Source organism: Nocardia sp. SYP-A9097 (assembly GCF_009649815.1).
GTDB lineage: Bacteria > Actinomycetota > Actinomycetes > Mycobacteriales > Mycobacteriaceae > Nocardia.
In genome coordinates, this window is the sequence record NZ_WJIC01000005.1 from 297,123 (window position 1) to 316,529 (window position 19,407).

General features: G+C 64.7%; 21 protein-coding genes. 12 read left to right on the plus strand and 9 right to left on the minus strand.

The features are described 5' to 3' along the window. Complete coding sequence (locus tag GFY24_RS13780; RefSeq protein WP_153805411.1) at nt 1–687, plus strand: HAD family phosphatase; 687 nt, start codon at nt 1–3, stop codon at nt 685–687. On the opposite strand, the gene GFY24_RS13785 is transcribed toward GFY24_RS13780, so the two are convergent. Next, nucleotides 671–1,348, minus strand: a complete 678-nt coding sequence (locus tag GFY24_RS13785) for a CPBP family intramembrane glutamic endopeptidase (protein ID WP_153805412.1) — start codon at nt 1,346–1,348, stop codon at nt 671–673. The genes GFY24_RS13780 and GFY24_RS13785 overlap by 17 nt on opposite strands. 182 nt (nt 1,349–1,530) lie before the next feature. On the opposite strand from GFY24_RS13785, the gene GFY24_RS13790 reads away from it, so the two are divergent. Further along, nucleotides 1,531–2,649, plus strand: coding sequence for a toll/interleukin-1 receptor domain-containing protein (locus GFY24_RS13790; RefSeq protein WP_153805413.1), 1,119 nt, complete (start codon nt 1,531–1,533; stop codon nt 2,647–2,649). Nucleotides 2,650–2,727: 78 nt separating this feature from the next. Here the strand turns inward: GFY24_RS13790 and GFY24_RS13795 are convergent, their stop codons facing one another. The 3 genes from GFY24_RS13795 to GFY24_RS41955 form a co-directional block, all read right to left on the minus strand. Next, the gene (locus GFY24_RS13795; protein ID WP_153805414.1) at nt 2,728–3,513 is read right to left on the minus strand and encodes an acyl-[acyl-carrier-protein] thioesterase; all 786 of its coding nucleotides are present in this window, start codon (nt 3,511–3,513) and stop codon (nt 2,728–2,730) included. 147 nt (nt 3,514–3,660) lie between these two features. Then, entirely contained in the window at nt 3,661–4,308 is a 648-nt protein-coding gene (locus tag GFY24_RS41950) for a hypothetical protein (protein WP_228566273.1), read from the minus strand. Further along, entirely contained in the window at nt 4,308–4,820 is a 513-nt protein-coding gene (locus GFY24_RS41955; protein ID WP_309230822.1) for an epoxide hydrolase, read from the minus strand. Before GFY24_RS41955 ends, GFY24_RS41950 begins: the two co-directional genes overlap by 1 nt. Between GFY24_RS41955 and GFY24_RS41960 the strand changes: the two genes are divergently transcribed. Continuing rightward, complete coding sequence (locus GFY24_RS41960; protein ID WP_228566274.1) at nt 4,707–5,180, plus strand: YafY family protein; 474 nt, start codon at nt 4,707–4,709, stop codon at nt 5,178–5,180. The genes GFY24_RS41955 and GFY24_RS41960 overlap by 114 nt on opposite strands. Nucleotides 5,181–5,439: 259 nt before the next feature. After that, nucleotides 5,440–5,802 (plus strand): MmcQ/YjbR family DNA-binding protein, encoded by a 363-nt coding sequence (locus tag GFY24_RS13810; RefSeq protein ID WP_153805416.1) that lies wholly within the window; start codon nt 5,440–5,442, stop codon nt 5,800–5,802. A 276-nt stretch (nt 5,803–6,078) separates the two neighbouring features. Here the strand turns inward: GFY24_RS13810 and GFY24_RS13815 are convergent, their stop codons facing one another. Both GFY24_RS13815 and GFY24_RS13820 read right to left on the minus strand, forming a co-directional pair. Beyond that, the gene (locus tag GFY24_RS13815) at nt 6,079–7,020 is read right to left on the minus strand and encodes a toprim domain-containing protein (RefSeq protein ID WP_153805417.1); all 942 of its coding nucleotides are present in this window, start codon (nt 7,018–7,020) and stop codon (nt 6,079–6,081) included. A 244-nt stretch (nt 7,021–7,264) separates the two neighbouring features. Next, nucleotides 7,265–8,650, minus strand: a complete 1,386-nt coding sequence (locus tag GFY24_RS13820) for an FAD-binding oxidoreductase (RefSeq protein ID WP_153805418.1) — start codon at nt 8,648–8,650, stop codon at nt 7,265–7,267. 200 nt (nt 8,651–8,850) lie between these two features. On the opposite strand from GFY24_RS13820, the gene GFY24_RS13825 reads away from it, so the two are divergent. The 6 genes from GFY24_RS13825 (at nt 8,851) to hisG (ending at nt 14,374) form a co-directional block, all read left to right on the plus strand. Next, nucleotides 8,851–9,768 (plus strand): arpA protein, encoded by a 918-nt coding sequence (locus GFY24_RS13825; RefSeq protein ID WP_228566275.1) that lies wholly within the window; start codon nt 8,851–8,853, stop codon nt 9,766–9,768. A gap of 15 nt (nt 9,769–9,783) precedes the next feature. Beyond that, a complete protein-coding gene (locus GFY24_RS13830) occupies nt 9,784–10,629 on the plus strand; it encodes a class I SAM-dependent methyltransferase (RefSeq protein ID WP_309230823.1) in 846 nt (281 codons plus the stop codon). Next, nucleotides 10,626–12,428 carry a choline/carnitine O-acyltransferase gene (locus GFY24_RS13835; RefSeq protein ID WP_153805419.1) on the plus strand — a complete coding sequence of 601 codons (1,803 nt, stop codon included), beginning with the start codon at nt 10,626–10,628 and terminating at the stop codon, nt 12,426–12,428. Before GFY24_RS13830 ends, GFY24_RS13835 begins: the two co-directional genes overlap by 4 nt. A gap of 48 nt (nt 12,429–12,476) precedes the next feature. Further along, a complete protein-coding gene (locus GFY24_RS13840) occupies nt 12,477–13,058 on the plus strand; it encodes a TerD family protein (protein WP_309230824.1) in 582 nt (193 codons plus the stop codon). Between the two features lie 113 nt (nt 13,059–13,171). Beyond that, nucleotides 13,172–13,435 carry a phosphoribosyl-ATP diphosphatase gene (locus tag GFY24_RS13845; RefSeq protein WP_309230825.1) on the plus strand — a complete coding sequence of 88 codons (264 nt, stop codon included), beginning with the start codon at nt 13,172–13,174 and terminating at the stop codon, nt 13,433–13,435. A gap of 87 nt (nt 13,436–13,522) precedes the next feature. Continuing rightward, nucleotides 13,523–14,374, plus strand: coding sequence for an ATP phosphoribosyltransferase (hisG, locus tag GFY24_RS13850; RefSeq protein WP_153805420.1), 852 nt, complete (start codon nt 13,523–13,525; stop codon nt 14,372–14,374). Between the two features lie 74 nt (nt 14,375–14,448). On the opposite strand, the gene GFY24_RS13855 is transcribed toward hisG, so the two are convergent. Beyond that, nucleotides 14,449–15,318 (minus strand): RecB family exonuclease, encoded by an 870-nt coding sequence (locus GFY24_RS13855; RefSeq protein ID WP_153805421.1) that lies wholly within the window; start codon nt 15,316–15,318, stop codon nt 14,449–14,451. 105 nt (nt 15,319–15,423) lie between these two features. On the opposite strand from GFY24_RS13855, the gene GFY24_RS13860 reads away from it, so the two are divergent. After that, the gene (locus tag GFY24_RS13860; protein ID WP_153805422.1) at nt 15,424–16,257 is read left to right on the plus strand and encodes a tRNA (adenine-N1)-methyltransferase; all 834 of its coding nucleotides are present in this window, start codon (nt 15,424–15,426) and stop codon (nt 16,255–16,257) included. Nucleotides 16,258–16,474: 217 nt separating this feature from the next. On the opposite strand, the gene GFY24_RS13865 is transcribed toward GFY24_RS13860, so the two are convergent. Further along, complete coding sequence (locus tag GFY24_RS13865) at nt 16,475–16,900, minus strand: hypothetical protein (protein WP_153805423.1); 426 nt, start codon at nt 16,898–16,900, stop codon at nt 16,475–16,477. Nucleotides 16,901–16,935: 35 nt separating this feature from the next. Beyond that, nucleotides 16,936–17,397 carry a hypothetical protein gene (locus GFY24_RS13870; RefSeq protein WP_309230826.1) on the minus strand — a complete coding sequence of 154 codons (462 nt, stop codon included), beginning with the start codon at nt 17,395–17,397 and terminating at the stop codon, nt 16,936–16,938. Nucleotides 17,398–17,640: 243 nt separating this feature from the next. Between GFY24_RS13870 and arc the strand changes: the two genes are divergently transcribed. Beyond that, nucleotides 17,641–19,401: a proteasome ATPase gene (arc, locus tag GFY24_RS13875; RefSeq protein WP_153805425.1), complete on the plus strand. Its 1,761-nt coding sequence runs from the start codon at nt 17,641–17,643 to the stop codon at nt 19,399–19,401. The last annotated feature ends 6 nt before the right edge of the window (nt 19,402–19,407 follow it).

The following is a 19,407-nucleotide window of genomic DNA, read 5'->3' on the forward strand; positions in this document are numbered from 1 at the left end:
ATGACAGGAGTGGTGGTTCCGGTGACGCGTTTGGACGCGGTGTTGTGGGATATGGACGGGACCCTGCTCGACTCGGAGAAGCTCTGGGATATCGCGGTGCGGGAACTCGCGGGCGAGCTCGGTCATGAGATGGACGATGCGATGCGGCACGCGCTCATCGGCGCGTCCGGCCCGAATGCGTTGCACATCATGTTCTCCGGGCTCGGGATCGAACCCACGCCCGCCGCGCTCGACGAGGCCGGGGAGTGGATCGAACGCCGCATTATCGAACTGTTCCAGGATCCGGTGCCGTGGCGGCCCGGCGCACAGGATGTGCTCGCCGACCTGCACGCGGACGGAATCCCGATGGCGCTGGTCACCAATACCAAGCGATCACTGACCGAATACGGTCTGGACACCCTGGGACGCCACCACTTCGGTGCCACGGTGTGCGCTGATGAAGTGCCGCACGGGAAGCCGTCACCGGATGTCTACCTACGGGCCGCCGAGCTCCTCGGTGTCGCACCGGAACACACTGTGGCCATTGAGGATTCGCCGACCGGCGCGGAAGCCGCCGCGCTCGCGGGCTGCACCGTACTGGTAATCCCCTGTGAGATAGCGGTTCCCGAGGCTCCCGGCCGCACTTTTCGGGATTCCCTGGTGGGTCTGACCCAGGACGATCTGCGCGGCCTCATCCTCGCCCGTTGAGTTGAACGCGGGCCGCCGGTGCGGCTCCGTGATAGAAGTAGCGGCCCAGTCCGACGGTGAAAATGAGGATTCCGTACACCGAATGCTCCACCGACGCGGTGAACAAGGACTGGGTTCGAAGGTAGCGGGTGGCGAAAATCCAGCCGCCGACACCGCTGGCGGCGACCGAGAACCAGCTGCCGAACACGATGTGCACATAGCCGAAAGCCGCCGCACTGGCGGCCACCAGGCCCGGACCCGCACCGAAAACCGGTGCGTAACGGTGGAATAGGAACGATCGGAAGATCAACTCCTGCGGGTAGACGCTCAGCGCCGGGTACAGCACCAGCACGGCGAGCCAGATGCCCGGATTGCGGCGCGGCAGATCGAACAGATCCTCGCGATGCCGGACAGCGACGCCCGCCGTGAGGGCGAGCGCACTCGCCCCCGCCAGCGCCGCCATCGACCGGGACTGGCCGCGCAAAGCTTCCGCGCGCCACAGCGCCGCCCGATCGAAATCGGCGGACCGACGCAGATACACCGTGACCCCCGCCGCCAGCGCGAGAAGCGCTGGGATGGGCGGCTTTCCGCGCAATACCGCGTTGTAGGCAGTCGCCCCACCGAAGAACAGCGCTGCGTATTCGGCCGCCAGATACACCCGCCGCCACGGTCGAATCCTCATGAGCACACCATATGTTCCGGACGGCGGCGCGTCGATCGCCAGATGGGGTGTTGATGGTTGCCGACGGACCGGGATACGGATCTGCCGGATATCGCCATGGGGGCAGTCGGTTTAATACCCGGTATCGCCTAAATTGTTGATCGGTAGCCGCTGGCGTCATGTACGCGCTCTAGAGTTTCTGCATGGGAATAGAGTTCGAGTTGCCGCCGGTGCGGTGTTTTATCAGCTATAGGCGGGATGACAATTCTGCATTCAACGGTGTTGTCGACAGATTGAAGAGTGATCTATCGGGGCGGTTTGAAGCTGAAACCGGCCGCAAGCTAGATATTTTCGTCGATCGTGACGATATTGGATGGGGAGATGACTGGCGCGGGAAGGTGTCGGAGAGCATTGAGAGGGCAATGTTCTTCATTCCGATACTCACGGCAAGATACTTCCACAGTCAGAATTGCTTGGATGAATTCCTCGCATTCCATAGCAACGCGAGGCAGTTGGGTGTTTCTGAATTGATTGCCCCTGTTGTTCTTTCTGGAATGGGCAAATTGGCGGATGAAAATGCTTCAGAAGTTTCGAAGAAGGCGATGTCGCTGAATTGTAGGCTGATCGAGAACGCGTTCATGGAGGGATTTGAATCCAGGGAATGGAATTCCGAGATGAAGCGCATGGTCGCCGACCTGAATCAAGCGTTGGAACGGTCTGAGGAGACGCTGGCCCGGCGCGAGAAGACGACTATTGAGCAGTACAGTGAATCTGATCGCCGTGGCGCTGCTGAATCTCGTTTTGCCGATTCGGGCGTGGATGTCCTCGAGCTCTTGGAGAAGATCGACGCCCTGACCGCCCAATTTCCGGTGGTTACACAGGACTTCACGGCCTTGGGAACGTTGATTTCAACGGTATTGGGCGCGGATTTCAAAGCGTTGTCGGTGCAGCGACAGCGTGTCGCCTTGCTCGAATTGGCGGAATCGATCGAGGAACCTGCGCACGAATTCTCCAATTCGTCAGGTAAGCTCCAGGAGGAGTTCTCCAAAATAGATGCTCAGTTGCGGCTTATGGTTGAGGAGATTGCATCGATGGACTCTGAGGAGGGGCGCTTGATTCAGGCGCAACTGTTCAGTGGTTTCGAAATACCGGATGATCTTCTGGAAGTTCAGCAGGCGGTTGGAAATGTGGCAGATGCTCTCAAGATGCTGGCGATGATGAATGTCAATTTGCGTCGATCCATCGGGCCGGCAACGAGTGGGGTGCGGGCGTTGCAGGCGTCTATCGATCTATTCGCAGGCTGGAGCGAATTCGGAGCCTAGTCATCGAGTGCGACGGATCTGACGTCGACTCTGCGTGGAGTCGACGTCACCTCCGCTCGGCAGGTTGTTGCGAAAGGATCAAGGGAGGGAACGGAGTTGGGCTACGGCGCGGAGGTCGCCGTCGACGGTGAACCAGAGGCTTTGGGCTTCGGGGGTGCGGTACGGGTGGATGTCCAGGGGTTCGCCGTGGCGGATGGGTTTGTTGTATTCGAGGATGAAGCGGTGCGCGGTGGCGGTGAGATCTGTTGCGTCGGTGGTGAACTCGTGTACGGCGTGCCAGTAGGCCGTATTGGTGACGTGCTGGAAGTGGTCGATATCGGTGCGGCGCAAGGGGAAACGGGTGGGCGGGACCGGCGGGAGAGGGTCGGTGAGCCACTGCTGCCAGCGGAGGCGTTGTTCCGTGGTTGTGGTGCACATCAATTCGAAGAATTTGTCGTCGACTCGCGACGGGCTCATTGTCTGCTTGTTCATGTGGATCCAGAAGCCTTCGGTCTCTATGAGACCGCCGGATTCGGAGTCGATGCGCACGCGCATGGTGCACCAGCGGGGGGAGATGCCCGAACACCAGCGGCGCGTGCGGAGTTTCGCGGGCCAGGTGATGGGGCGGATGACATCGATTACGGTGCGGCGGACTATCCAGTGCGGGTGGGATTCCAGGGCACCGCAATGGACCAGATGGTCTACGCCCGCCTCTTGGATATGGCGGGCTATGCCGTCTACGCGCAGGCCCTGATTCTCATCCATATCGACGGTGCCGACCCGGCCGGGGAAGTCGAAGATGTGGCCCGAGGAGGGTACGGGAGCCAGCGGGCGGAGCATGGGATGCTCGGAGAGCACCGGCGGCGGATCGGCGAGCTGGTTCATTATCGGCAAACCTCCGAGACGTCCATCCGAGTGGTGGGGCGGGGAGTGCGAAAAGGCCGCGGCGGCATTGCCGGGGCGCGATGAGAATCAGCGTAATGCAGATCCGGGCGCGTGGCGGGGTGCGACCGCCGCGCGCCCGGTGGCGTGTCACCGCAGCGGGTCGAAGCACGATTGCAGATCTCGGGCCAGGTCGGCGGGGGATTCCATGGCGGGGAAGTGCAGGCCGCGTTCGAATTCGGTCCAGTGCGCGTCGGCCGGGGCGGGGACAACCCGGCGGACCGTCTCATCCGCGCCGAAGATGGCGAAGCCCTGCGGTGCGATCGGATCGGCACCCCATTCCATGGAGTGCGACTGCTCGTAGAGAGTGTGCGCGGCGGTTGCTCCCGAACCGGCGAACCAGTACAGGCTGACCGTCGTCAGTAGTTGATCGCGGTCGATCGGCAGATCTGTCCATTGCTCGAACTTCTCTGCGATCCAAGCCAATTGCAGCAGCGGCGAATCCGTCAGGCCGTAGCCGATGGTCTGCGGGCGCGAATTCTGGATGGCCAGATAGCCCGAACCCTCGCGACGGAAGGCGTCCATGCGCTCCAGGACCAGCTTGTCGATCGGATCATCGGCATCGAGACCGTCGGCCATTCCGGGCAGGAAGGTCGCCACATTGGCGGCGGTCATCGGATCGGTGACCACATGGACGCCGAGCACATGTTCGGGATCGAGCCCGGCGACCAAACCGGATACACCGGCACCGATATCGCCGCCGTGCACGCCGTATCGCGGGTAACCGAGGCGGTTCATCAATTCGATCCAGGCGCGCGAGGTCCGGCCCATGGACCAGCCGGTAGCGGACAGGGAGTGGAGAAGGCGTAACCCGGAAGCGATGGCGCGACCACATGGAAGGCGGGACCCTGCTCCGGTTCGGTGAGCGGCGCGATGAGGTGCATGAACTCCGCGACCGAACTCGGGAAACCATGGGTGATCAGCAGCGGGATGGCATCGGGCCGACTCGAGCGCACATGCAGGAAATGCATCTGCTGACCGTCGATCTCCGTGGTGAACTGTGGGAAGGCATTGAGCGCGGCTTCCTGTGCGCGCCAATCGAATTCGGTACGCCAATAGTCGGCGAGCTCCTTCAGATCGGCCACCGGGATACCGCGCTCCCAGCCCACACCGGGGAGCGAGGCCGCCCAGCGGGCATGCGCGAGACGATCGTGCAGGTACTCCAGCTCGGCCTGCGGGATATCGATGCGGAAGGGGATCTGGACCGGAACGATTGGCGCACCTTCCGAGTCGACCGCATCCGCCCGCACACACCCAGCGGCTCGCGCTTCACCCCGCGCCCCGTGCCGGCCGACACCGATCTCGCCGCCCGCGAGGAACGCGCTGTGGGAGAGGCGGTCTGGCGATTCCGTGCCCGCGTGATCGTGCACGCCCCGGCATCGTATGTGCGGCAACGACTCCCGATCCAGGTCGACATCGAAACCCTCGGCGACGACCACTGCGCCTTCGAACCCGGATCGGACAATCCGCAACAACTCGCCCTCTACCTGGGCATGCTCGACGCCGACTTCGAGATCGTCGATTCACCGGAATTGGCCGCGGCCCTGCGCACTCTGATCGAGCGCTATCAACGCGCGCTGCCGGATCCCGCCACGCCATCGCCACGCTGATAGCGACAGTCCACTTCACCCGCCACCCCCACCGCGCCGGCGATACCCTTCGCTGTCGGCGCACCTGCCCGGCCAGTGTGTTCGACCGGGTTGGTCCGGGCTCATCGAGGGTGCCACCCCGGTCCCAATTCTTGTGCAGGATCCGGCCGCTTGCTTGCCGCGCAGATATTCTCGGTTGCCTGTGCGACATCGGGCCGTGGTTGGGCACGCTTCCCATTCGTACAAGCTGACGCCCGACGGAACCGGTTAGCCTTCGATCATGGGTGAACCCGTCGAATCCCTGCGTACCCTCTGCACCGCCCTACCCGAAGTAACCGAACGCCTCAGCCACGGCGAGCCGACTTGGTTCGTGCGCGGTAAGAAGACCTTCGTCATGTTCGCGGACCACCACCATGACGACCGCCTCGGCTTCTGGTGCGCCGCCCCGCCCGGCGTGCAGGAGGAGTTGGTCGCCGCGGAACCGGACCGCTTCTTCCGCCCGCCATATGTGGGCCACCGCGGCTGGCTCGGCGTGTACCTGGATGTCCCCGTCGACTGGGCCGAAATCACCGAAATAGTCGAAGACGCGTATCGCATGGTCGCCCCCAAAGCCCTGATAGCCCAACTGGATTCGCCGACCTGAGCGGTTGATCACCAGGAAATGGTGGCGGCCCGTGCCCACGAAACGTGACCACCAGTTCCTGATGACCTTGGTGGCCATGCGGATTGCCCTCCACCCCGGCTGGTCAGTCGATCACCAGGCACTGACCGTGGCATCGGGCGAGTAACCACCCCGGCCAGTGCCTGGTGATCTTGGTGCTCCCGTGAGTGGGACCTGGTGGCGGTCGCTACTCGGGGGATGCCGCCGTCAGGTCTCGGTGATCGGTTGCGCGGGTGGGGGATTGGGGCGGTGGTGGGGTCATTCCGGGATGTGGGGTGTTGTTCCGGGATCGCGGAAGTGGGCGTTCAGGAGGGGGACCGGGTCCAGGTCGGGGATGTGGTGGCCGGCGTTGCAGTGGTCGGTGAGGTCTTTGCCGTCGCGGGCTTGGACTATGTGGAGTTCGTCGACGAGGGTGGTGAGGGATTGGGCTACCTTGGCGGCGTGGCGGTAGCCGGGGGCGTCGCGGTCGGCGATGATCCAGACTCGGTGGGCGCCGGTCAGCCATTCGGCGTGCTCGGGGTACCAGCCTTGTGCGCCACCGGCATTGCAGGTGGCGGTCAGGCCGGCGTGCGTGGCGGTCGCTACATCGGCTTCGCCTTCGCAGATGAAGATGTCCCGGCCGGTACGGACCGCTTCCAGGACCTCGGGGAGGTGGAAGGGTAGGTGTGCGAAACCACCTGGCTCCCAGCCCTTCTCGGTGCGCCGCAATTGGGTGAAGGATTTCGCGTGCCCATAGCAGTGGGCGGTATCGACGCGAATGACGCAGCCTGCCGGATGACCGTTCGGCCAGCGGTAGAGGTAGGTCGTCCTGCGCCGCGGGCCGGGCAGGCGCGGGCCGAGATCACGGCGGTGCACCTCCAGGGGCAGGCCCGCGGCCTGTAGTGCCTGATCGGCCAATGCCGGTTCCGCAGTAGGGGATTGGCGGCGGGCCGAGTGCTGGGCCTGCGGATTGTCGAAAAGATCGCGCACCCGCAGACCGAGACGCTCGAGTACCTCCTCATCCGAACAACCCGCGAAGCACCGCACCACGGTCCGTCCGCGCGAGCGGTTGTAGACCACACCGAGCGACGGATGGTGGTGGCGACCATCGGATTCGTGGACCGGGCACAGGTAGGTGGTCCAGTCCGCGCCGCGCCTGCCCGGCCCGGAAACCCGGTTCAGGGCGGAGGTGATGGTGTCCCAGGATCGGTTGGTGTCCATGACGCAGTCCTCTCAATACCGGTGTACCCGGTTTGAGGGGACTGTCAAACAGCGCGAAATCCGTTGGTGTGCAAGCTGAATCGTGCTCGCAGATGTGCCGCCGCTATGTGTCGTCGATTGTGGATTATGTCAATGGAAATATGCGCATCAAAGCATGTGAGGCGGCGTGGCGAATCCAACGCCCGCAACAGTCCGGGATGTACGGCCCTGCCCGTAGTGCCTTTACTACGGGCAGGGAGGAGTGTCAGCGACCTGAGATCACGTTGGCCATCTTGGCGATTCGCGACGTGTGGCCCAAGCGGGTTTCGCGGTGGTCGGCGGCGCGGTAGAGGCTGTACATGAGCTGGACGCCGATCCAGCGCAGCGGCTCCGGCTCCCAGCGGCGCACTCGCCAATTCACCCACGGCAGCGAGGTGAGTTCGGTGTCCCGGCGAAGTAGCAGGTCACGCAGGGTGCGACCGGCCAGGTTGGTGGTGGCTACGCCGTGCCCGGTGTAACCGCCCGCGAAGCCGAGACCGGTGGTGTGGTCCAGGGCCACGCTGGAGCACCAGTCGCGGGGGACCGCGAGTACTCCGGACCAGGCGTGCGCGAGTGGGACCTCCGCGGCAGCGGGGAAGAAGTCGGCGAGCATGGCGCGCAGCACGTCGACGGTCCACTGCTGGGTGTGCCCGCCGTCGTCGATGCGGCTGCCGTAGCGGTACGGCTTGCCGCGCCCGCCGAAGGCGATGCGACCGTCCGCGGTGCGTTGCGCGTACATGTAGTAGTGCGCCATATCGCCGAGCAGTTCGGATTGCTGCCAGCCGATCTGCTCCCAGACCGATTCGGGCAGCGGATCGGTGACGATCATGGAGCTGTTCATGGGCAGCCAGTCGCGATGGGTGGATCCGAAGGTGGCGGTGAAGCCCTCGGTCGCGCGGATCACGTAGTCGGCGGTGACGGTACCCTGCGCGGTGATCGCCGCGGCTGAGCTGGATTCGGTGCGCGGGCGTACCGATTCCACGGTGGTGTTCTCGTAGATTCGCACTCCGAGTGCGCGCACCGTATCGGCAAGTCCGCGTGCGAGTTTCGCGGGCTGCACGCGTGCGCAGTGCGGTGTCCAGAGCGCGCCGGTGGCACCGGCGATGTGGATTCGCTCGTCGGTCCCGACGGTCATGAGATCGTCTTCGCCCCAACCCCATTCGCGCGCGTGCGCCAGGGTGTCGCCGAGTCGTGTCTGCTGGGCGCTGTTGCGCGCCACAGTGAGTTGCCCGTTCTTGACCACATCGGCGTCGATTCCCTCGGCCGCGGTGACGTTCACGATCTCCTCGACCGTGTCGAACATGGTGCGCTGGAGTCGCACCGCGGCCTCGCGGCCATGGGTGCGGGCGTACACCTCGGCGGATCCCGCTATTTCTCCGACAACCCAGCCGCCATTGCGTCCCGACGCCCCATATCCCGCGAACTCCTTCTCCAGGATGACGATTCGCAGGTCCGGTTGCGCCTTCTTGAGGTAGTACGCCGTCCACAGTCCGGTGTATCCAGCTCCGATAATGCACACGTCCGCCTGGGTGTGCCCGGGGAGTGGCGCTCCGGGGTCGACGGGGGCGAGCTCACGGAACCAATACGACACCGAACCATTGACAAAGGACATACCCGATATCCTGAGCTATCGCCGAGCATTCGGCCAGTCGGTGTTTCGGATCGTCTCGGGCGGTGCGACGCGACGCAGCCCGCAGCCCGCCGGGAATCCGGCGTGGCGCATGAAATCTATTGGTGCACAGGAATAGTGAATATCCACAATCCCTGCGTATCTCGGGCGTGTCGGACAGTTTGCCGACCAGAATGATCGGCATGGTTGCGACAGGGGGTGGGGCAGACGTGTGCGATACGGACGGTCCCGGGGTGGTGCGGACCGCTCCGGCGGAGACGGCTGTCCCCGGTGTGGACACCGCCCGCTATCCGCTCGACCGGCCCGATGGTGCGGGCTGGCAAGCCGCGGTGGCATCCGCGCGCGCCGAACTGGCCGCCGACGGCTGCACGGTGCTACGCGGCTTCATCCGGCCCGAGCGGGCCGAGACCGTGCGCGGCGAGGGCGGGGCACTCGCACCGCACGCCTACTACACGGTCGAGAACGTCAACGCGTACAACATTCCGCTGGACTCCGACCTGCCGCCGGACCATCCCGGCCGCATTGTGCTGCGCCGCGGAAACGCCTTCGTCGCAAGGGATTTGATCCCCCGCGAGGCACTCATCCACCGGCTCTACACCGATACCCGATTCCAGCGCTTCATCGCCGACTGCTTCGGCCTGGACGGCCTGCACGAATACACCGATCCACTCGCCGGGCTGTGCCTCAATGTGGTGGCCCCCGGCATGTCGCATCCGTGGCACTTCGATACCAATGAGTTCACCGTCAGCATGCTCACCCAGGAGCCCGAGGCCGGCGGCGTCTTCGAATACTGCCCCAATATTCGCTCCCGCACCGCCGAGCACCTCGACAATGTGCGCGCGGTACTCACCGGCCACGGCGAACATCTCATCCGGCGGCTCGAACTACGCCCCGGTGACCTGCAACTGTTCCAGGGTCGCTTCTCCCTGCACCGCGTCGCGCCCGTCGGCGGCACCGTGCAGCGGCATTCGGCGATCTTCGCCTACAGCGACACCCCGGGCGTCATCGGCACCGCCGAACGCACCCGGCAATTATTCGGGCGGGTACTGCCCGATCACCTCGCGGCCGATGCTGTCCGCGGCGACCGTCTGCTCGACTGAGAAGAGGACCTGCACGTGCCAGCCTCGTTCCGTAGCACCGTGCTGCACAGCACCGGGAAAGCGTCTTTCGACGATATCTATGACAGACCCGATCCGCGTGCCTACTACGCCCGCATGTCCGAATTGGATTATCGGATACCGGAACTGGCCAAACCGCACTTCGAAGAGTTGCTCGCCGAGTATCGCGCCGCCACCGGTATCGCCGGGCCGACCGTGCTCGATATCGGCTGCTCCTACGGCGTGAACGCGACGCTGTTGCGCCTGGACACCACCATGTCCGACCTGTTCGAGAGTTACGCCGAACCCGATGTGCCCGATCTGGTGGCCCGCGACCGGGCCCGGCTCACCGCCGAGGACACCCTGCCCGGCGTCCGGTTCATCGGTATGGACGCCTCCAGTCCCGCCCTGGATTACGCGCGCACCGCGGGCCTGCTGCACGCCACCGTGCACGCCGACCTCGAATCCGCCGACCCCACCGAGGCGCAACGCCGCACCCTCGCCACCGCGGACCTGGTCATCTCCACCGGCTGCGTCGGCTATGTCACCGAGCGCACCCTGCTGCGGGTGGCCCGCGCGCACGGTGGAAAGCTGCCCTGGATGGCGCATTTCGTGCTGCGTATGTTCTCGTTCGAACCCATTGCCGCGCACCTGGCCGCACTCGGTTATCGCACCGAACGCGCGCCCGGCGCTTTCCGGCAGCGCCGCTTCGCCTCGCCGGAGGAGCAGGCGCAGGTGTGTAATGCACTGGCCGCCAACGGTATCGACACGCAAGGCTTCGAATCCGAAGGCTGGCTGTACGCCCAGCTCTACCTGTCCCGCCCGTCCCCGAACCTATCCATCGACCACGAGGACCTGCATTGAGCGAACGGACCTTCGCCCACGACGACCAGCTGCCGCGGGTGCCGCTCCCGGCCCTGGAGGAGAGTTGCACTCGCTTCCTGCACTGGTGCGCGCCGCTGCTCACCGGTGACGAATACGCCGCCACCGCGGCCACCGTCGCGGATCTGCTGCGCCCCGACAGCCCGGCCCGCACCCTGCACGCGGATTTGCAGCGGTTCGACGCGGAACCGGGTGTCGGCAGCTGGCTGGACGAATTCTGGCCCTCGCGCTACCTCGGCCGACGGGACCGAATCGCGTTGAACGCCAACTTCTTCTTCCTGTTCCGCGATGACACGGTGCTGGCGGCCTCCACCGCCGCCGGGCAGGCGGAGCGGGCGGCGGCGCTGGTGAGCGCCGCGGTGAACTACAAGCTGCTGCTGGACGCCGAGGAGATTCCGCCGGCCACCCAGCGCGGGCAGCGACTCAATATGGCGCAGAACAAGTTCCTGTTCTCCGAGACGCGTATTCCCGGCGCTCCGCAGGACACCGTGCGGGTGCCGTACACCGACGAATGGCCGGGACCCTCGCAGGCTCGGCATATCGCTGTCCTGTACCGCGGCAACATGTTCCGCATGGATGTGATCGGGCCGAACGGTGTCCCGTACACGCCCGAGGACTTGGCCGCCGGGCTGGCATCGGTCATGAAGGCCGGAGCGCGGCGTGCGCCCGTCAATGCCTCGGCCGGACATCTGACCACCTTGGCGCGCAAGGACTGGGCTCCGCTGTACACGCAGTTGCGCCCGACCAATGCCGCCGCCTTCGACAGCATCGAGACCGCGCTGTTCTGCGTCTGCCTGGAGGACTTCACCCCGCGCGACACCCTGCACGCCTGTGATCAACTCCTGCACGGGGACAGCGGGAATCGCTGGTTCGACAAGGCGGTGTCGTTCATCGTCTTCGCCGACGGGCAGGCGGGCATCAATATCGAGCATTGCGGGCTGGACGGCACCACCATCCTGTCCTTCGTCGATACGCTGTTGGAGAGCCCGGTCGCCGCGCATGCCGAGCAGTCGGGGGCGCAGCCGCAGGGATTGCCCGCCACCGAGGCCGTCGAATTCGTCTTCGATGACGCGCAGAAGTCCGAAACCGCCGCGGCGGCAGCGGCTTTCGCCCAGTACGAGCTGGACAATGCCACCAGTACGGTGTCCTTCGACTTCGGCACCGCGCATATCAAGACCCTGGGCATCTCGCCGGATGCGTTCGCGCAGTTGAGCTATCAGCTCGCGCACCGGCGCACCAAGGGGATCACCGGAGCCACCTACGAATCCATCGCGACCAGGCAATTCCGTAATGGCCGCACCGAGGCCATGCGGGTGGTGACCCCGGAGATCCTGGAATTCATTGCCGCCATGGAGAATCCGGCCGCGAACGACGACCACAAACGTGCGGCCGTACGCACCGCCGCCACCGCGCATGTGCAGCGCGCCCAGGAGTGCCAGCGCGGTGAGGCGCCCGAACAGCATCTGTGGGAACTGCAGATGATCCAGGGCCGTCGCGGCGACAAGCTCGGTGCCACAGCGCCGATGGCGTTCTACGACAGCCCCGGCTGGAAGATCGCCCGCGACGACTACCTGAGCACCAGCTCCGCCCCGTCGGTGAATATCCAGTACTTCGGGTTCGGCTCCACCAGCCCCACCTGTATCGGCATCGCGTATGTGCTGCTGCCGGATCGCTGGAACCTCTACCTGGCCACCCCCAAATCCGTTGCGCAGCAGATGCACGACTTCGCCGGGCAACTGCGAACGGCCGCAGCCGAATTGGAGAACCTGCTGGCGGGATGATCCAACGAGCCCACCACTGCTGTTCGATTTGTCGGTAACGTAACAATCGTGATTACGCTCAAGAAAGAAGACGGCGCAGCGGATCTCGGCGGCATCACCAAGATGAGTGTCGGGGTGAGCTGGGATCCGTCGGCCGGCAGCAGTGGTGGAATTCTCGGTATCGCTCGGCGCAAGAAGGGCGTCGACCTGGATCTGATCGCAGTACTCATGCAGGGCAGCGAACCCGTGCGCTTCGCCGGGCTGGACTCCCTGGACCCCTTCGGCAATGGCTCGGTGCAGCACACCGGCGATGAGCAGACCGGCGCGGCCTCCGGCGACGACGAGACCGTGCACGTCACCTTCGCCAATGTCCCGCCCGCCATCGACGGGATCATCTTCGTCGCGGCCGCCTTCAAGAAGGGCAGCAGCTTCGAGAAGGCCAACAATGTCTCGTTCAAGATCTACGACGCGACGGGCGGCAACACCCAGCAGGTGGCCGACATCTGGCCGTCGCTGCTCGGTGCCGACAATGCCAATGCCATCGCCCGCGCCTTCCGTAGTGGCCCGGCCTGGCAGCTCGAGGTCCTCGATCGCAAAGGCAAAGTGAAGCAGGGCGATATGCAGGCCCTGCTGCGATTTGCCATGGCCTGACCTGGGATTCGAGCCCTTAGGCGGGGATCGCGCCCGCGTGTGATCGCGCGGGCGCACCGCCCGGACCGGGCGCTTTGCAGCGTGTGCGCTGCGGTCTGCGAGAATGGCTCACCGTGAAGTCTTTCGAAGCCCTGTTCGCCGAGCTACAGGATCGTGCTGTCAACCGACCCGAAGGGTCAGGAACCGTCGCCGCCTTGGACGCCGGTGTACATGCACAGGGCAAGAAGGTGTTGGAGGAGGCCGGCGAAGTATGGCTGGCCGCCGAGCATGAAAGTGACGAGTCGCTGTCGGAGGAGATCTCCCAGCTGCTCTATTGGGTTCAGGTGCTGATGGTGGGCCGCGGTCTGCGGCTCGAAGACGTGTACCGACATCTGTGATGCGCCGTTTCACCGCACAGCCCGTGCGGCCGATGACCCCGCGTCCACTGTCCTCACGTCCCCCCACCCGTCCCGAAAGGAACATTTATGCTTCGCGTCGCCGTCCCAAATAAGGGCTCGCTGTCGGAGATGGCCGTTGCCATCCTCGGCGAGGCCGGATACCGCGGCCGCAAGGATTCCCGCGACCTGACCGTGCTGGATCCGGTCAACCAGGTCGAGTTCTTCTTCCTGCGCCCCAAGGACATTGCCATCTATGTCGGCTCCGGTGAGCTCGACCTCGGCATCACCGGCCGCGACCTCGCACTGGATTCCGGTGCGCCCGTACAGGAACGCCTGGCCCTCGGCTTCGGTGGCTCCACCTTCCGCTACGCCGCTCCCGCCGGCCGCGAATGGAAGGTCGAGGACCTCTACGACAAGCGCATCGCCACCTCGTACCCGAACCTGGTCCTCACCGACCTCAAGGCGCGCGGTATCGAAGCCGAGGTCATCCGCCTCGACGGCGCGGTCGAGATCTCCATCCAGCTCGGTGTCGCCGACGCCATCGCCGATGTGGTCGGCTCCGGCCGCACCCTGCGCCAGCACAACCTGGTGGCCTTCGGTGAATCCCTCGTCGACTCCGAGGGCGTCCTCATCGAGGCCAAGGGTGCCGACCGGAAGAACAAGGCCCGCAACCAGCTGGTCGCCCGCATCCAGGGCGTCGTCTTCGCCCAGCATTACCTGATGCTCGACTACGACTGCCCCAGGTCCCTCCTCGAAGCCGCAGTCGAGATCACCCCCGGCCTGGAATCCCCCACGGTCTCCCCTCTCACCGATCCGGAATGGGTCGCCGTGCGAGCCCTGGTCCCGCGCAAGAACGGCAACGAGCTCATGGACAAACTCGCCGACCTCGGCGCAAAAGCCATCCTCGCCACCGACATCCGCTCCTGCCGCGCTTTCTGACCCTCGAATACGCGAAACACGTGCGCCCGCTGCGACTTTGCAGCGGGCGCCCGTGCGTTTGATCGATGTGCAGGTCAGTCGGCTGTCTCGGTGGCGAGGGTGATGGTGTCTTCGGCGGTGGCGGGGTAGGGGGGTGGGGTGCCGCCGAATTCGGGGCAGAGGGGTTTGAATTCGCAGTATTGGCAGAGCCAGGATTTGCTGGGTGGGAAATCGCCTGTCTTGGCGGCGGATTCGATGGCCAGCCAGAGGGCGGAGACTATGCGTTCGAAGCGTAGCAACTCTTCGGCATCGGGCTCGTAGCTCAGGACCTGTTCGTCGGCGAGGTACATGAGGCGGAGTTCGGCGGGGGCCGCGCCCAGGGTGCGCATGAGGACCAGGGCGTAGAACTTGAGTTGGAAGAGGGCTCGGGTTTCGCGTTCGGGGCTGGGGGAGCGGCCGGTTTTGTAGTCGATTACGTGCAGTGATCCGTCGGATGAGGTGTCTATGCGGTCTACGAAACCGCGCAGGGGAGTGCCGTCGGGGAGTTCGGTCTCCACGAATGCCTCGAGGGATTGGGGTTCGAAGGCGGTGGGGTCCTCGAGGCGGAAGTACACCTCGACGAGGTTGTACGCCTCGGCCAGGAAGCCTGCGAGTTCATCTTCGGCAATCAGGTCGACAGCTTCGGGCCGGGACTCCAGCAGACGCGTCCACGCGGGAGCGATCAGATCACCCGCGTGCGCGAGATCGCGTTCGAACGCGGGCAGGCCGAAGAGCGCCTCCAGCACGGCGTGCACCAGTGTCCCGCGCACCGCCACGCGCGAGGGAGCCTCCGGAATCCGGTCGATGGCGCGTAGTCGATACTTCAGCGGGCACTGTTTGAAATCCATTGCGCGCGAAGGCGAGAGTGCGAGCCTACGCGGCGTAGCGCCCGCGGAGTCCGGGGTAGTGATCGCGGGTACCGACATACCTGGCAGGCTAAACGCAGGCACCGACAAGGTGCGAACCTGATCCACGCAGCAATATCGCAGCGACTTTCGGCGCGCGCCGGAGTCGAACCAGAACGGAGATTCATGACGGCCAGACCGACCGGGCCATTCCAGATCGGCGACCGGGTACAGCTGACCGACGCCAAGGGGCGCAAGTTCACCGTGATCCTCGCGGAGGGTGGCAGCTTCCACACCCACGCGGGCGAGATCGCACACGACGATCTGATCGGTGCGGACGAGGGCAGCGTGGTGACCTCCGCCAAGAACACCGCCTATCTGGCGCTGCGGCCGCTGCTGACCGATTACGTGCTCTCCATGCCGCGCGGTGCGGCGGTCATCTACCCCAAGGATGCCGCGCAGATCGTGCACGAGGGTGACATCTTCCCCGGTGCCAAGGTCCTCGAGGCCGGTGCGGGTTCGGGCGCGCTCACCTGCTCGCTGCTGCGCGCGGTCGGCCCGGAGGGCAAGGTCTTCTCCTGGGAGATCCGCGAGGATCACGCCGAGCACGCGGTGCGAAATGTGGAGCGGTTCTTCGGCGAGCGCCCCGACAACTGGGAACTGACCCTCGGCGATCTCGCGGAATACGACGGCGAACAGGTCGACCGGGTCATCCTGGACATGCTCAAGCCGTGGGACACCCTGGAAGCGGTCTCCAAGGCGCTCGTCCCCGGCGGCGTGCTCATGGTCTACGTCGCCACCACCACCCAGATGTCCGAGGTCGTCGAGCACCTGCGCCGCATGGAGTGCTGGACCGAACCGCGCGCCTGGGAATCCATGGTCCGCGGCTGGCATGTGGTCGGCCTGGCCGTGCGCCCCGAGCATCGCATGCAGGGCCACACCGCCTTCCTGGTGAGTGCCCGCCGCCTCGCCAACGGTGTCGTCGCCCCCAAGCCGCAGCGCCGCGCCGGTAAGGGCTAGGACGCGAACTTCGCTTCCGAGGGCTGAAACTTGCACGGCGTGCCGAATTGCTCACTCTGCCATCGGAAGCGAGGTCCGGCCCGTCCCGCTGAACCGCGTGCGGCCGTTCCTGCGACCCGCTGAATTGCCCTGCCTCGCAGCCTGTTCAACGCAATGTGCCCCCTTTTCCATTGGAAAGGGGGCACATTCGCGTTTTCAGTCGTTGCCGATCAGCCGATCAGCAGGGCGCGCGGCCCATCGACAGGATGGTGCAGCCGGTGTTCTCCGAGAGCTGCCAGCCCCCGGCGGTGTGCTGCCACGACATCGGCACGCCCGGCATGGTGCCGTGCGGGGAGACGATGGCGACCGAGGCATTGGCATTGTCGCCGTCGACCTGGATATTCGAGACGGCGAAGCCGACCTTGCCGTAATTGCCGAGCTTCGAGGTCATGGTGTTGATATTGCTCGCGCGGCGGTCACCGCTGACCATGAGTTGCTGCTTGTCGCCGGTCGGGACGGTGGGATCGACGAACCGGTCGAGGGTGGACTGCAACTCCTCCGGCGACGGCGCGGGCGCGTCGGCGTAGGCGAGTCCGGTGCCCGAGGTGAGGGCGATGGTCGCGCCGAGCGCGGCCAGGGAGATGCGGGCGGAGCGAGCGAGCATGAGCGGAAAAGCCTTTCGTGCGATCGGAGTGGGTATTACGGCTGGCAGGCGGCGCGCGCCATACCGAGGATCGTGCACGCGCCGGAGTCGGCGAGCTTCCAGGTGCCGTCGACGTACTGGAACGACATCGGCACATCAGGCATGGTGCCGTGCGGGGAGACCACCGCAACCTTGGCCTCGGCCTTGTCGCCATCGGTCTTGATCTCACCCACGGTGAACGACACCGAGTAATGCGCGAGCCCCTGGTTCATGGTCTCGATGAGCGCGATCCGCTTCTCCCCATCGATCACCAATTGCGCCTTGTCCGCAGCAGGTTTGGCCGGATCGGCGAACGCGGTCAATACGCCCTGGAGCTGCTCGGCGGTCGGTGCGGGCGCGACGGCCGCGGCGGTCACACCGGCCGAAGTGGAGGCCGTCGTCTCGGTCGAGTTCTTGTCATCCGAGCCGCAGCCAGCCAGAGTGGCGGTAACGGCCAAGGCCGCCGCAACGGTAGCCACGGAAACACGAAGCGTCCGCGTGGCGTTGCGCATACCAGAAGTTCGACTGGTGGGAAGGAGCATCAACGGCACCCTTTCGGATCGGCCGGCGATTAACTCGCCGGAAATATGTTAGGGCAGGCTAACATGTTCGTCCGATCCGCCGGCCGCAGCCTAGATGTGATCACGACGAAACCATGTCGGAAAGCGAGAACGGGTATCGCCCGGTAGCGTTGATAGACCGGGACTGGGAGGAGCAGCATTATGAGCCCCATCGAAAATTCGGATTCGGCGGCCTGGAGGGAACTCGAGGCGGTACGAGCCGAGGCGGCTGCACTCCGGAGGCAACTCGCCGACTCGCCGGATCGCTCACGGGAATTGGAAGCGCGCGTAGATTCGCTGACGATTCGCAACACCAAACTCATGGACACTCTCAAGGAAGCGCGCCAGCAGCTTGTCGCGCTACGCGAGGAAGTGGATCGGCTCGGTCAGCCACCGAGCGGCTACGGCGTCCTGCTTGGCGTATATGAGGATCAGACGGTCGACGTGTTCACCTCAGGACGCAAGATGCGCCTGACGTGCTCGCCGAATATCGACACCGCCACTCTCATCTACGGTCAGACCATACGTCTCAATGAGGCATTGACCGTGGTCGAGGCTGGTCGATTCGATCAAATCGGCGAAATCGGCACGCTGCGCGAAATTCTCGACGACGGCCGTCGAGCTCTGGTGGTCGGCCATGCCGACGAGGAGCGAGTGGTGTGGCTCTCCGGCCCGCTCTCCGCGCTCGTCGATGTGGACGATATGGAGGATCCGGATCGACCCATTCGCAAACTGCGCCCGGGTGATTCGCTGCTGGTCGATACCAAGGCCGGCTTCGCCTTCGAACGGATTCCCAAGGCGGAGGTCGAGGACCTCGTGCTGGAGGAAGTCCCCGACGTCGATTACCACGACATCGGTGGCCTCTCACGTCAGATCGAGCAGATCCGCGATGCGGTGGAACTGCCCTTCCTGCACAAGGATCTGTTCCGCGAGTACGCGCTGCGGCCGCCCAAGGGTGTGCTGCTCTACGGTCCCCCCGGTTGCGGTAAGACGTTGATCGCCAAGGCCGTTGCCAATTCGCTCGCCAAGAAGATCGCCGAGGCGCGCGGTGAGGATGCCAAGGAAGCCAAGTCGTTCTTCCTGAACATCAAGGGTCCGGAGCTGCTCAACAAGTTCGTCGGTGAGACCGAGCGTCATATTCGGATCATCTTCCAGCGGGCTCGTGAGAAGGCCTCTGAGGGCACTCCGGTGATCGTGTTCTTCGACGAGATGGACTCGATCTTCCGCACCCGAGGTTCGGGTGTTTCGTCCGATGTCGAGACAACCGTTGTGCCGCAGCTGCTTTCGGAGATCGACGGCGTCGAGGGCCTGGAGAACGTCATTGTCATCGGTGCCTCCAACCGCGAGGACATGATCGACCCGGCCATCCTGCGGCCCGGCCGCCTGGACGTGAAGATCAAGATCGAGCGCCCGGATGCCGAAGCGGCACAGGACATCTTCTCCAAGTACCTGACCGATACGCTGCCGCTGCACGCGGATGATCTCGCCGAATTCAACGGTGAGCGCACCAAGTGTGTGAAGGCGATGATCGAGCGGGTCGTGGATCGGATGTACGCCGAGAGCGAGGACAACCGCTTCCTGGAGGTCACCTACGCCAATGGTGACAAGGAGGTCCTGTACTTCAAGGACTTCAACTCCGGCGCCATGATTCAGAACATCGTGGACCGCTCCAAGAAGTACGCCATCAAGTCGGTGCTCGAGTCGGGCAATCCGGGTCTGCGTATTCAGCATCTCTTCGACTCCATCGTGGACGAGTTCGCTGAGAACGAGGATCTGCCCAACACCACGAATCCCGATGACTGGGCTCGGATCTCGGGCAAGAAGGGTGAGCGCATCGTCTACATCCGCACCCTGGTGACGGGCAAGAACGCCTCCGCCAGCCGTGCCATCGACACCGAGTCGAATACCGGCCAGTACCTGTAAGCCGGA

What these genes read in the sequence shown, in the direction of transcription:
- GFY24_RS13780 (WP_153805411.1), top strand. Translation starts at nt 1, where the DNA reads ATGACAGGAGTGGTGGTTCCGGTGACGCGTTTGGACGCGGTGTTGTGG.
- GFY24_RS13785 (WP_153805412.1), bottom strand. Translation starts at nt 1,348, where the DNA reads ATGAGGATTCGACCGTGGCGGCGGGTGTATCTGGCGGCCGAATACGCA.
- GFY24_RS13790 (WP_153805413.1), top strand. Translation starts at nt 1,531, where the DNA reads ATGGGAATAGAGTTCGAGTTGCCGCCGGTGCGGTGTTTTATCAGCTAT.
- GFY24_RS13795 (WP_153805414.1), bottom strand. Translation starts at nt 3,513, where the DNA reads ATGAACCAGCTCGCCGATCCGCCGCCGGTGCTCTCCGAGCATCCCATG.
- GFY24_RS41950 (WP_228566273.1), bottom strand. Translation starts at nt 4,308, where the DNA reads ATGAACCGCCTCGGTTACCCGCGATACGGCGTGCACGGCGGCGATATC.
- GFY24_RS41960 (WP_228566274.1), top strand. Translation starts at nt 4,707, where the DNA reads ATGCGCGAGACGATCGTGCAGGTACTCCAGCTCGGCCTGCGGGATATC.
- GFY24_RS13810 (WP_153805416.1), top strand. Translation starts at nt 5,440, where the DNA reads ATGGGTGAACCCGTCGAATCCCTGCGTACCCTCTGCACCGCCCTACCC.
- GFY24_RS13815 (WP_153805417.1), bottom strand. Translation starts at nt 7,020, where the DNA reads ATGGACACCAACCGATCCTGGGACACCATCACCTCCGCCCTGAACCGG.
- GFY24_RS13820 (WP_153805418.1), bottom strand. Translation starts at nt 8,650, where the DNA reads ATGTCCTTTGTCAATGGTTCGGTGTCGTATTGGTTCCGTGAGCTCGCC.
- GFY24_RS13825 (WP_228566275.1), top strand. Translation starts at nt 8,851, where the DNA reads ATGGTTGCGACAGGGGGTGGGGCAGACGTGTGCGATACGGACGGTCCC.
- hisG (WP_153805420.1), top strand. Translation starts at nt 13,523, where the DNA reads ATGCTTCGCGTCGCCGTCCCAAATAAGGGCTCGCTGTCGGAGATGGCC.
- GFY24_RS13855 (WP_153805421.1), bottom strand. Translation starts at nt 15,318, where the DNA reads ATGTCGGTACCCGCGATCACTACCCCGGACTCCGCGGGCGCTACGCCG.
- GFY24_RS13860 (WP_153805422.1), top strand. Translation starts at nt 15,424, where the DNA reads ATGACGGCCAGACCGACCGGGCCATTCCAGATCGGCGACCGGGTACAG.
- GFY24_RS13865 (WP_153805423.1), bottom strand. Translation starts at nt 16,900, where the DNA reads ATGCTCGCTCGCTCCGCCCGCATCTCCCTGGCCGCGCTCGGCGCGACC.
- arc (WP_153805425.1), top strand. Translation starts at nt 17,641, where the DNA reads ATGAGCCCCATCGAAAATTCGGATTCGGCGGCCTGGAGGGAACTCGAG.